Below are 12,047 nucleotides of genomic sequence, written 5' to 3'. Positions count from 1 at the left end.
ACGGGCACGCTCGCGCCGGGACGAAGGGAGGCGCTTCGGCGTTGATCAGGCGGCTTCCGTTGCGAGCACCGGTTCGAGCGCGGACAGCGCCTGGTTGCAGCCGTGCAGTGCGAACTCGATGTCCTCGCCGGTGTGTGCGGCGGACAGGAACCACTGGTGGCTCGGATGCAGCAGAACCCCGTGCTGCGCCGCCTCGGCGGCGAAGGCCGTGCTCATCCGCTCGCGCATGACCGGATCGGCGTGGGTGAACTGAAGAAACGGCATCGGCGGGTACCCGACCACCCGGGCTGGCACACGATGCTGGTCGACGAGCGCCGACAGGCCGTCCTGGAAGGCGGAGCCGACCTTCCACATCCGCTCGAACGCGTCGGTGTCACGCAGGATCCGGATCGTGGCCAGTGCCGCGGCCATCGGTGCGGGGTCTGCGTAGAACGTCGACGAGATCCGGGTGCGGGCCAAGGTCGACAGCACGTCGGCCCGCCCGACGACGGCGGAGATCGGATGCCCGTTCGCCATGGCCTTGCTGAACGTGCTGACGTCCGCCTGGACGCCCAGGAGTCCCTGAGCACCGGACAGGCCCAGCCGGAACCCCGAACGCATCTCGTCGAGGACGAACAGCGCCCCGTGCTCGTGCGCGATGTCACGGATCTTCTGCAGGTGGCCCTCGGGAGCCGTCTCGTCGCCGAACGGCATCATCAGCACGCACGCCACCTGCCCGGGATGACGGGCGAACGCCTCGCGCAGCGTACTGAGATCGCTGTACTCGAACAGCAGCGTGTCGGCGCGGGTCCCTTCCGAAATGCCCGCCGGGATACCTGCCGCCCAGTCGTGCCAGCCGTTGTAGCCCCAGCGGATCACCTTGTCGCGTCCGGTGAAGATCCGGGACAGCCGTACCGCCGTACTCGTCGCGTCGGACCCGGTCTTGAGCAGGTATGCCATCTCCGCGCCGGGCACCACCGAGGTCAGCAGGTCGGTGAGCTCGCTCTGGCGACGGCTCCACAGCGGAGCGATGCAGTTGCCGTTGCGCAGTTCAGCGAGCACCGCCTCGGTCACCCGTTCATCGGCGTGCCCGAGGACGACGGGCCCGTACCCGAGGGTGAAGTCGACGTACCGCCTCCCGTCCAGATCCCACAGGTAAGGCCCGGCAGCGCGACTGAAGTAGCGCGGGTAACGGGTCTGGCCGCTCGCGCACGGTCCGACCACGTCACCTCTGGTAGCAGCCCGCGCATCCGTACGAGCACTCTGGGCGTGCCATCGGTCGTCGAGCGCCATCCCCCCGCCCGTGGCGGTGAACCTCCGCCCAGGGCTGGGAGGGGAACTGCCCGTCGGCGGGGCCAGGGACTGCGCCAGGTGCGAAGAGGCCACGGCCTCGTCGGTGGCGGTCATTTCGTTTCCTCCCGGTGTGAAGCGCAGGGCACAGCGATGCCGCTGACCCGGCCAGTTCGGCGGTGCAGGACAAGGGGGCGTGGGCAGCCCATGGAGTGAGCGCCGGCGCCGGTATGGCATGGGGCTCCAGGCAGCGGATCCAGTCCGCTAAGCGGTCGACCCACCCGCCGGTGGCGACTCCGGCTCGGATCCGGTACATCGGGGTCCGGGCGATCAGGAGATCCGCCACCGTCCGGACAGGGACGGGATCGGGCTGCCAAGTCCAGCCGGGCAGCCCCCGGTCGGCGGCCGATCCTTAATCAGCCACTCGCCGATGATGGCGCGGGGGCTCGGCCGTTCCAGACGCTGAGCGTCCAGCCCGTACCCGTGGTGTCGAGCCCGCGACACTGCAGAGAATCGGTAGGTTGATCCACTTTCCTCCCCCTTGCTCCTCGTTCGGTGCACGACAGAGAACCGCAAACGGGGCCCGGGGAGTAGTCGTCCGCGCGGTTTACGGGGTGGACGGGGTGTACGCACGCAACTCGGTGTACATACACCAGGTTTCACCCGCGCCAGGTGCCACTCCGGAGCGCCTCGCGCTAGCGTCGACAGACGCGTTGTGCGCCCGGAAGGAGTGCCGTGGTGGAGCCACAGCCGGTAGGTGCAGCACCGCTTGCCATCCTCCTGACGCAGCTCGGGATGAAACCCGAACAACTCGCCGCGCGAATCAACGAACTGCGTGCCCGTCGCGGGTTATCGCCGCTGCACCTCAAGAGCGCATACCCGTGGATCCGGCCGGTGCCAGTCCGCCCCGACAAGGCCAATCAGGCGGACGCACTCGCCGTCCTCAGCTTCCGAGCCAGACGCCGCGTAACAGCCCAGGAACTGGGCTGGGACGGGCCACGACGCCGCCAGCACAAACCTGTCCGCCCATACCTGGACACCCCCGGCGACGCCGCCTTGCCCGACCTGCTCCACGAGATCAGCAAGGGAGACCCCAACTCCATGGACCGCCGTACCCTCCTCAGCGGTGCCGCTGTCACAGCGCCCGGCCTGGCACTCCTCATGTCCGGCGGGGCTCTGAGAGCCGCACAAGGCGGCGACCGCCTCTCCCTCCGCTTGGTCGCCAGCATCGAAAACGGCGTCCAAGAGCTACGCGACCTGGACGACACCGAAGGCAGCTCCAGCAATCTCGACTGGGCGCACGGACTGTGGCAGAGCGTCGCCCGCGTCGTCATCAACGCCCGTTACCGCAATGCCGAGGCCGACCGCCTGCACACAGCCTTCATCGAGGTCTGTGAGCAGTACGGGTGGATGCTGTTCGACGCGGACCGCCACGCGCAGGCGCAACGCGTCTACCAGACCGGACTACGCCTGGCCCGCGAGGTCGGACCGGCCGGCCCCGCCCGCTTCGCGGCACACAACCTCCTGGCCTCGGCTGCCTACCAGGCATCCTGGATCGGGCAGCACCAGGAAGCCAAGACACTCCTCGACGTCGCCTCCCACGGCGATCTCCCACCCCGCGTGCGCGCGGTCATTGCCGACCGGGAAATCTTCGCCGCAGGACGCCGCGGCGACACCGACGCGCTCAGCAGCGCACGCGACCGGGGCCACGAGCTCCTCCAGGACGCCGGCACAGATGGGCCCTGGTGGTCACAGTGGCTCACTCCACACGCGCTCGATGCAGCGACCGGCCGCGCCTGGCTCGCCGCGCGCAAGCCAGAGGACGCAACGCCCTACCTCAAGCAGCGCTTGGCCATGACCGGCCCTGCCTACCCCCGCGACTACATGCTCGCGTCACTTGACCTGGCCGATACCTATCGCGTCTCGGGCGACGTCGACGCCTGCACCGCACTGGCCCTGCAGGCGGCCCACCTCACCGATGGCGTCGAATCGGCCCGTGCGCTGTCCAGGCTCCGAGAGGTGGCCGCCGCACTGCAACCGTACGAGGACCATCCAGGAGTCCGTGATCTCATGCACGTCGTGTAGAGGGCTCAAAATGCCACACCCGGACAGTTGCCCCTGTTAGGCGGGACGGCCGACCGCCGAGAAGGGCACCGAGCACCTGGTCCAGAGCCTGGCGCCGATCCCGGGTATCGAGTTGAGCGTCGCGCCCTCAGGAGCCCAGTTCCCCGCCCTGTCACCGCTGTTGTAGCGGCCGGGATACCGGCCCGCTACCTCGGCTGGCTCCGCCGTCCCCAGCTGTGGCGGGCGTTCACCGAGCACGACGTGCCGGTGATGCCCTCGACCACCCTGGAGGGATACGCTCCAGCGCGAAACTCGACAAGCTGATACGCGACAGGTGGCTTGCCTAGTGAACAGAGGGCAGATGTCACATCCCGGCCGCATACACGGGTCCGGCCCGCCGGGTCAGCAGCACCTGCTGGCCCTTGGGACTGTCGCGCAGCAGGATCAGGTGTACGTCGACCGGAAGTGTGAACCGCCCAGCGGCAGCCTGCCCGCTCACGCGGTTCCTCCCGGGCGGCGGGCCAGCAGCACCGTGAATTCGACCTGCTCGGTCAACCGTCCGTTCTCATCGGCGTGTCCTTCGAGCAGGTGCAGCGCCTCCGCTTCGAACTCGGCGTGCCGCTCGGCGAACAGGTCGGCTCGGGCGAACGAGGTGGTGCGCAGATAGCCGATCACTTGCTGCGGCGTCCAGGCCCGGGGGAAGCGGAAGAGGTGCTGGCTGACGTCGCTGAAGGCGGAGTCGGCGAGGTCGTCCTCGTAACGGCGGCTTGGCTGGTTGTAGGTGCCGCAGCTGCCGACACGGCGGCCAGGCCCGAGATAGGACTGGATCAAGCCCTTCAACGCGCCTGTCCAGTCGGCTTCGTGGGTCCACAGGCTGCCGTCACCCATGAGTGCGAGCGTCGCGTGCGGGGCTGCGACCCGGGTGGCCATCGCCAGTACGGCGGGGCGGTTCATCCAGTGGAAGGCCCGGCAGCAGGTAATCAAGGCAGCCCCGTAGTGAGGCCGTTGAGGGTTGAACTGGTCGGCCGGGACTTCGTGGCAGGACAGAGCGCGGTTCCCCAACAGAGGGTGGAGGGTGACGACGGCTTCACGGAGTTGGGCCCGGCTGGGGTCGACCAGATCCACGTGAGTAATACAGGGAAGCGCTGGGAGGAGAGCTGCGGCAACTTGCCCGGTGCCTGCTCCGAGGTCGAGCAGCGTCACGTCCGGTACGCCCTTCACGGCGTCGGCCAGTAGCCACGCAACCTGCTCGGGTACACCCGGCCGGAAGCGGGCGTACTCGTCGGCCGCCGCGCCGAACAGCAGATCCTCGCCATCCGGAGACGGAGTGGGTGGGTGATCGGCGGGTGTGTTCACTGCGGGTCCCCTTTCACCGGGCGTTCGTCGCGGAGCGTCCAGCACAGCTCGTTACGGCCGGATCCGGCGACCGCCCACTGCTTTCCGTCCGCAGAGAACTCGATCCGGTACGCGTCGGGTTCGCCGGCCGCCTGCCACTGGGCCGCGATCTCTTCGATCTCGTGCCAGATGCCGCGAGGCCCGAACTCTGTGACTGAGCACGTGCCGTCACCATCCGGGCTCACGCGCACCCAGGAGCCGCACTCCGGAGCGCCGATCTGAAGGTGCTCGGCGCCGAAGTTGCAGACCAGTCCAGGCCGAAGGTGATCGAGGGCCAGCCAGAATCCACGCGCCTCTCGGGGTGGTGGCAGGCGGTGCCCGCGTACGGTCACACCTTCGGCAGTGGCCATCTCCTCGCGGAACGCGGCGGACAGGAAGAGACGGTCCCAGCCCCACCCGGCGCGGTGCCCGAACTCGACCGCCCGCAGCTCTCCCTCGATGCGTCCCTGAGCGGTTTTCGTGATCACAGCCAATCCCGGCCACGACGGCGAGCTGGTGCCGACAGTCGCCAGCGATAACCCCTGCGGCGCGAGCTGTTCCACCAGCGCCGACGGCACACGAGGCACGGCGAACGAGACGAACACCCGGTCATACGGCGCCCGGTCGGGCCAGCCCGCCTTGCCATCTCCCGTCACCACGGTGGGCCGGTAGCCGAGGCCGGCGAGGTGGGTGGCGGCGGCCGAGGTGACGTGTTCGTCGCGGTCGATGGTGACGACCCCGGCGTCGCCGCTGAGGAAGCAGGCCACCGCAGCGGTCACGGCGGCCCCCGTGCCGACATCCAGCACCTGCTGCCTAGGCTCCAGATCCAGTTCCTGCAGGAGCCCGGCGGTCATCCCCGTCACGCTCGACATGGACGTCATCGCCCCGCCCGAGCGCGTGCCACGCGCCCGGCCCAGGAGCGGTTCACGGTCATGCTGGATGGCGACGCTGTCCCCGCTGTAGAGCACGTGCAACAGTTCGTCCCGGTCCTCGGGCGCCGACCAGTCCAGCAGATCCCAGCGTGGTGGGGTTTCGTCCGGTGCGCTGCGTCGTACGTACGCCTGCGGCATCAGTACCTGGCGGGGCAGCGCCAGAAGTGCCTCGGACACCGGGCCCGGGGGCAGATGCCCGGCCTCGTGGAGGTGGGCGACCATGGCCGCACGGGCTCTCGCCGCGTCGGCGTCGTCCACGGCTGGGGTGGTGGGGGAAACGGGTGGGGCGGGTTTGGGCATGGTGGCGATCTCCTAAAGAAGGCGAGGGGAAAGGCACAAGGGTCAGGTCCAGCCGAGTTCGGTGTAGAGGCGGCCGCGCCGGATGCCGTCGATGGCGGCCCGGGTGTAGGTGACGGTCGGCTCCGGCAGAGCGTCGGCGGGCCACCAGCCCCAGCTGACGCACTTGTCTGGCTCGAGGACCTGGGGTTCGCCCTGCCACGTTCTGGCCCGGAAGACCAGCTGGAGGCGCGGCTGTGCGCCGGGGGAGTCGACGAGGTGGACGACGTGCACGAGTTCGACGTCCTCAGCCTTGATCACCAACCCGGCCTCCTCGCAAGCCTCCCGGATCAGGCAGGCGATGGCGGATTCTCGTTCGCAGTGACCGGCCAGGAAGTGGTGCTCCAGGGGCGCGTAGGCAGAGTCGGGATGCCGCAGCCCGAGCAGGATCTCGCCGTCCCGTTCCAGGTACAGATGGACGCCGATAACGTTCGGCACCGTCTTCGTGCCGGCATCGCGTAGGCGCAGCACCGGCAACGCGTCGGTGGCACCACCGTCTGGGCGTGGGCCCTCCTGGTGGTGGCGGATGACGGCCGTGGTGCCGGGGTCCATGGTCAGATACGGGATCTGCTCGGCATCGGTGAAGCGCAGCATGATCCCCTCGGTGAGGGGCAGCAGGGCGGGGTCGCCGTCCCACGTCCCGGCGTACACCTGGACCCGGCTGGTGGTCCGGCCGTCGGCGTCGGTGTCCTCGACGACGGCGAGCGGGACGAGGTCGGGGATGTGCAGGCCGGCCTCTTCCATCAGTTCGCGGGCGATCGTGTCGTCGAGGCTTTCGCCGGGTTCGGGATGGCCTCCGGGCAGGGACCACTGTCCGGCGCAGCTGATGTTTTTGTTGGCGTCCCGCAGATGCAGCAGGTAGTGGCCGTCCGCGCTGACGAGCAGCGCCGCCGTGGTCGTGGTAACGGCTGGTGCGGTCACGGAATCCTCCATCGGTACGGCGGGCAAGTGGTGGGGTCGTCGCGCCCCCGGGGGCCAGGGCGCGTGTAGGATTCGCGACTTCGTGCGCACGGGTTCCTGCGGAGACGCCGGAATCCGAGCTCGATGCGCACTCGTCCGGACGGCCGGAAGTGCGCACTTCTTCCGCCCCAGCGTGGTTCAGGGCGGGATCGGCTTCGACACCACCGCAGGTCCTGTGATCCATTGCGCACCCAGACCCGGATTTGCGCATCGAGTGCGCGTCCTCAGCCGACATTGCGCATCGAATCGCGGACCCTACAGCGCGACGTAGTTGGGTCAGCGGTCGGTGGACAGGGCCAGAAGTTCGGCGAACAGGCCGCCTCCGTGGGCGAGTTCGTCGTATGTTCCGTGTTCGGCGATCCGGCCGTGTTCCATCACGATGATCCGGTCGGCGATCTTGGTGTTGACCAGCTGGTGGGTCACTACGATCGTGATCCGGCTGGCCGCGATGGTCTTGATCTCTTCGAGGATGGCGTGCTCGCCGCGGGCGTCCATCTGGCTGGTCGGCTCGTCCAGGATCAGCAGGCTTGACCTGCGATACAGGGCCCGCGCGCATGCCAGGCGCTGCCACTGCCCGCCGGAGAGTTCCGTTCCGCCCCACAGCTCCCGGGCCAGCAGCGTGTCCAGGCCGTCGGGGAGTTCCTCGACGGCGTCCCGCAGCCCGACCTCCTCCAGGGCCCGCCACACCAGGTCGTCGCCCGCCTCGCGGGGCTGGCCGAGGGTGACGTTGTCGCGGACGGACAGAGGCCACTGCGCGAAGTTCTGCGGCACCAGCCCGGACAGGTCCCACAGGCTGTCGGGGGCGAGGTCGGCGACGTCGCGGCCGTTCCAGGAGACGCTGCCCTTGTCTGCCAGGAAGATGGCGGCGAGCAGCCGGGTAAGGGTGGACTTCCCGGAGCCGTTCTCGCCGACCACGGCGAGGATTTCGCCGCTGCGGACCGCCAGCGACACTCCCGCCACGGCCGGAGTCTCCTTGCCCGGATACCGGTACGCGACCTCGTCGAGGCGGATCTCTTCCACCGGCCGGCTCGGCGTGAACTCGCCTCGGTTGGGGGCGCGTTCGGCGGCGTAGTCGAGGAAACCGCCCATGTCCGCGAGGTAGAGGGAGGTGTGGAACATGGCTGCGCCGTAGATGACGAGTTGACTGAGGGCGGCGAGCGCGGTCTGCACCGCGATGACCGCGGTCGCCGCGATCGACGGCTCGATCCGTCCGCTGGCCGCCAGCCAGGCGAGACCCGCCCAAGTCGCGATGAGGAAGATGCCGCCGATTGCCGAACTGATCAGCACGATCCGCAACATCCTCGGCGCCGCGGCGAGGGTGCGTGCGTCGATCCGCTCCGAGATCGACCGGTACCAGAACACCAGGTACGAGGTCATGCCGTTGGCGCGGATCTCGTCGGTGAACTTCACGCTGGTCGCCCAGCCGCGCAGGTTCTGCCGAACATTGCGGTCGCCCACGTTGGCGTAGTGGGTCTCGTAGCTGACGCGGGCGTGCAGGACGGCGCCCACGCCGGCGGGGACGACGGCGAGCAGCAACAGCGGCAGCAACAGCGGGTGCAGCACCGACAGCACCCCGCTCGCGCTGACCATACGCACGATGGCAGCGGTGAAGCGGGTGGCGTCCTGCACCATCACGTGGCTGCGGACCACCCCCATCTCCGCGGCCTCCTGCCGGTCCGCGCAGCCGTCCTCCGCCCGCGCGGCGGCCTCCATCCGGCACACCGCCGCCACCAGGGCGCAGTCGGACTCGGTCGTCAACCGTGGGGTGATCCGGCCGTCCGCGTATGAGGACAGCGCGGTCGCCACCCGCCCCACCGCCGACGCGCAGGCGATGATCAGCAGGGCCGGCAGCGCCTGGTGGAGCCGGTCGGCCACCTCGCCGTCGGCCAGGATCCAGCGCATCGCACGGGATGCGGCGGTGAGCAGAACGGCGGCACTGATGCCGATGGCCAGCTGACAACCCACCAGCAGCAGCACAGCCCGTCGGTCGATCGCCCACGCCATCCGTGCGGTCTGCGCCAGCACCGACGGAAGCCGCCGGCACATCTGCGCAAACGATGCGTCCGTCAGGGGATTCTTGGCGTGCCGGCCGCCGTAGCGCAGCTCGGCAGGCGGTGGAGGCGGCAACCGGCGCGGCGCCGCCGTATCAGGCGCCGGAGAGGCGGGCTCGGCGCTCACCGGCCACCTCCCCTCGCCCTGTCGGTAAACCGGGAGGAAGACGCAAACGGCCATGCGGCCGTCGGGAGTTCATTCGGGGCATTCTGAACGACAGGCAACTGGGAACCTCCAGCACCGACTTGGGGGGATGGCTGATGATGACCGGAACAACGACGCGACGCCCGTCTTCGAACACACGTGTTTGAGTCGTATCCCCAGCCGCCCAATCTCGCGGTCCGCACGCTCGTGGCCGTTGATTCAGGCGGGTCCACCACATGACGGCGGTGGCCGAAACACCGACGGTCGATACGGATGAGGCCGATGAGGTGGGTGGGATGACGGCATGTTTGGGGCGCGATCGAGCTCGGAGCGGCTTGATCAGCATGGCGGGCCGACCGGTCAGGCATTGGCGCGCCCGCGGCGGAGATCTTCACTGGGCACAGCCTCTCCTGCTAGTCGGGGAATTTCATTCCGAGGGCCACGAGTTGCTGATGTCGCTCCGGTTTGAGTTTTCCTTTCCGGTATTTCTGTATGCATGTGTTCATCCAGCTGCGCGGGCGAAGAAGGACGGGCTTTTCGATCACATAGCTGCCTGGGATGTTCAGGTGCCCGTGTTCGGCCTTGAAGTCGGTAACTACCTTTATATGGAGGTCCCAGCGAAATTGCAGCGAGTCCCAGACGAAGCCTATGCGGTCGAGTGTTCGGTGTTGCTCGGGACTTAGGCGGTCCGGATGCGTACGGAATCCGGAAACCTGCTGGCCGATGCTTCGACCGCGCAGGACGTAGGTCTGGGGTATGTCGAGGTGGCCATGCCAGATCATGAACTCGCGGCAGTCTGAGACGAATTGATTCCAGACGTACTCGGCTCGGTCCCAGATGAATCCCTCCGCGTTGAGGGCCGCGACCTTGGCATCCGGCACCTGTCCGTATCTGTAGGAGGTACGCAGGCTGGCATATGTCTGGCCGAGCGGGTACGCGCGGTCGCCGCTCTTGGCGACGTAGGTCTTCGGGACGTCCAGGTGTCCGTATTCCTTCTTGAATTCTCTTAGCTCGTGGATCAGTTTCTGTAGTTTCTGATCGGGAACTGACCATGTCATCCCGAGGGCTTCCCATTCTTCGATCTGGGAAGGTGAGAGTTTGCCCAGCCGGTGGAGTTTGCGCAGGTATGCGATCCAGCGCCCCAGGCCCAGTCCGGTGGGGGTGCGGTAGTCCTCGTGGACACGGAGGTCCCCGTGCTCGGCCCGGTAGGTTTCGGCGGCCTGGAGGTATTCGGGCCAGACGGTGGTGGCTGCGCGAACCGTCCGTACGGTGATGGCGTCGGCGAAGTCCGGAGGGACGGGAATGCCGGTGAAAGAGAGCCAGTCGGGCAGTTCACCTTCGGTGCCGGCGCCGAGCCGGACCTTTCCGGTAGCGGTGGGGGTGGCGAGGGAGCGGCGGGCGGTTTCGAGTTCTTGGTGCAGTGTCTCGTCGTGTGAAGCGAGGGCCCGCACCGTCTGCCAGACCGGGCCGAAGGGGGTGGAGCTCAGCGCGGTTTCGGGATCCTGGTCCTGCTGGAGGAAGACCGGCACCATGATGGTCGCGGTTTTGGGTCGGCTGCGGTCGCTGAGCCGCATGGCCCGGCCGGTCCCCTGGATGGTGTCGATCGTGCTGCGCGGGCTGAGGAAGCAGACGGCGTCCACGGCAGGGACGTCGACTCCTTCTGACAGGACGCGTGCGTTGGAGACGACGATCAGGCCGTCTTCCTGTCCGGCGAGCCTGTCCAGCGCCTTGCGCCGCTGGGCGACGGTCTGGTTGCCGTGGACGTGCTCGGCGGCCAAGGCGGTGGGGCGTTGATCGGGGGGCAGGAGAGCGTGGGCGTGGGGCAGGAGCGTGGCGAACCACTTCGCCTCGGCGATGCTGCCGTGGTAGGTGATCATGCGCCGGATGCCGTGCTCGTGGGCGGCGCGCAGCACGGCTAGTTGCTTGGCGAGCATGGGGGCGGCCACGGCGGTCCTGCCGATGCGCAGGAAGGCGTCGTCCCGGCCGAGCAGTTGGTGGGCCTCGCTGCTGGTAACGACGGGGACCACGAGGCGGTAGCGGGCCAGTAAGCCGAGGTCGATGGCGGTCGCGAAGGGCAGCCGGTAGGCGACCGGGCCGTACAGGTGCTCGTCCGCCATGCTGATGACGTCCTCGCCCTCGTCGTCGAGGATCCGGGGAGTGGCGGTGAGATACAGGCGGCGTCGCGCCGTGATGATGTCGTCGTAGTGGATGGCCGCCCAGGCTTTGGTTGCGGCACCCGCGGTGCGGTGGGCCTCGTCGATCACGGCGATGTCCGGAGGCGCCATGCGGTGGTGGGCCTGGGCCTGGGCCAGGATGTGGAGGCTGGCGTAGGTGCAGGCGATGGTGAGCGGCCCCGGGTCTTTGGCGAGGGCTGCCAGCTGGGCGGCGTCGTTGGCGACGTGGGCCTCGGCGCTGGCGAGTTCGTCCTGCAGTCCGGTGCGGTGGGCGGAGAGGACCTCGCGGTCCGAGCAGACCGCGATGATGCGGCCCAGCCGGTGCCGCCCGAGCTGGTGTGCCCATTCCATCATCGTCTGGCGGACTAGTTCCAGGGTGGGGACGACCACTAGGCGGCGCCGGGAACCGAACTCGGCGATCTGGCCCGCGACTTCGGCGCCCACCCGCGTCTTGCCTGTCCCGCATGCCATCACTGCGGTGACCCGGCTGGAGTCGATCAGGGTTTTGGCCAGGACGTCCACGGCCTCCTGCTGGTGCGGGAACAGCGGGGGTGAGGTCTGGAGCTGATTCACGGTCGGTCGGTTCCTCGATGTCGTCGAAGAGGGATTGGAAGGCACTCGTTCAGCGGGTAGGGCGTCTCGGTCTGCCGCCCCGCCGCGTCAGGCGGGCCAAACCAGCCGGGACTTCGGGGCACGGCAGGGGGGTCTTCGCGCGCCGTTGGCCCCGGTTATACGGCGGTGC

The 12,047-nt window shown here is 68.6% G+C and carries 8 protein-coding genes and 1 pseudogene; 2 read left to right on the top strand and 7 right to left on the bottom strand.

The annotated features are described in order from the left end of the window. Positions 1–45: 45 nt before the first annotated feature. Complete coding sequence (locus ACN6LD_RS08960; protein WP_445042839.1) at positions 46–1,203, bottom strand: aspartate aminotransferase family protein; 1,158 nt, start codon at positions 1,201–1,203, stop codon at positions 46–48. Between the two features lie 801 nt (positions 1,204–2,004). Between ACN6LD_RS08960 and ACN6LD_RS08955 the strand changes: the two genes are divergently transcribed. Together ACN6LD_RS08955 and ACN6LD_RS08950 are read left to right on the top strand one after the other, a co-directional pair. Beyond that, entirely contained in the window at positions 2,005–3,354 is a 1,350-nt protein-coding gene (locus ACN6LD_RS08955; RefSeq protein WP_445034636.1) for an XRE family transcriptional regulator, read from the top strand. Positions 3,355–3,394: 40 nt separating this feature from the next. Beyond that, positions 3,395–3,624, top strand: a pseudogene (locus ACN6LD_RS08950) (glycosyltransferase); the annotation flags it as partial. A 73-nt stretch (positions 3,625–3,697) separates the two neighbouring features. On the opposite strand, the gene ACN6LD_RS08945 reads toward ACN6LD_RS08950, so the two are convergent. From ACN6LD_RS08945 to ACN6LD_RS08920, 6 genes are all read right to left on the bottom strand, one after another. After that, positions 3,698–3,832: a hypothetical protein gene (locus tag ACN6LD_RS08945; RefSeq protein WP_269647814.1), complete on the bottom strand. Its 135-nt coding sequence runs from the start codon at positions 3,830–3,832 to the stop codon at positions 3,698–3,700. Further along, a complete protein-coding gene (locus tag ACN6LD_RS08940; RefSeq protein WP_445034635.1) occupies positions 3,829–4,689 on the bottom strand; it encodes a class I SAM-dependent methyltransferase in 861 nt (286 codons plus the stop codon). Before ACN6LD_RS08940 ends, ACN6LD_RS08945 begins: the two co-directional genes overlap by 4 nt. Then, entirely contained in the window at positions 4,686–5,777 is a 1,092-nt protein-coding gene (locus ACN6LD_RS08935; protein ID WP_445042838.1) for a protein-L-isoaspartate O-methyltransferase family protein, read from the bottom strand. The genes ACN6LD_RS08940 and ACN6LD_RS08935 overlap by 4 nt, the downstream gene beginning before the upstream one ends. Before the next feature lie 204 nt (positions 5,778–5,981). Continuing rightward, positions 5,982–6,896 (bottom strand): NUDIX hydrolase, encoded by a 915-nt coding sequence (locus ACN6LD_RS08930; RefSeq protein ID WP_240439625.1) that lies wholly within the window; start codon positions 6,894–6,896, stop codon positions 5,982–5,984. Between the two features lie 315 nt (positions 6,897–7,211). Further along, positions 7,212–8,981, bottom strand: a complete 1,770-nt coding sequence (locus ACN6LD_RS08925; protein ID WP_445042837.1) for an ABC transporter ATP-binding protein — start codon at positions 8,979–8,981, stop codon at positions 7,212–7,214. A 563-nt stretch (positions 8,982–9,544) separates the two neighbouring features. Beyond that, entirely contained in the window at positions 9,545–11,878 is a 2,334-nt protein-coding gene (locus ACN6LD_RS08920) for a Helicase associated domain protein (RefSeq protein WP_445034632.1), read from the bottom strand. Positions 11,879–12,047 lie beyond the last annotated feature (169 nt).

The organism is Streptomyces sp. SAS_272 (assembly GCF_052543235.1).
Note: the sequence above shows the minus strand (reverse complement) of the source record. Positions and strands in the feature narration are given on the sequence as shown.

What these genes read in the sequence shown, in the direction of transcription:
- ACN6LD_RS08935 (WP_445042838.1), bottom strand. Translation starts at nt 5,777, where the DNA reads ATGCCGCAGGCGTACGTACGACGCAGCGCACCGGACGAAACCCCACCA.
- ACN6LD_RS08925 (WP_445042837.1), bottom strand. Translation starts at nt 8,981, where the DNA reads ATGTGCCGGCGGCTTCCGTCGGTGCTGGCGCAGACCGCACGGATGGCG.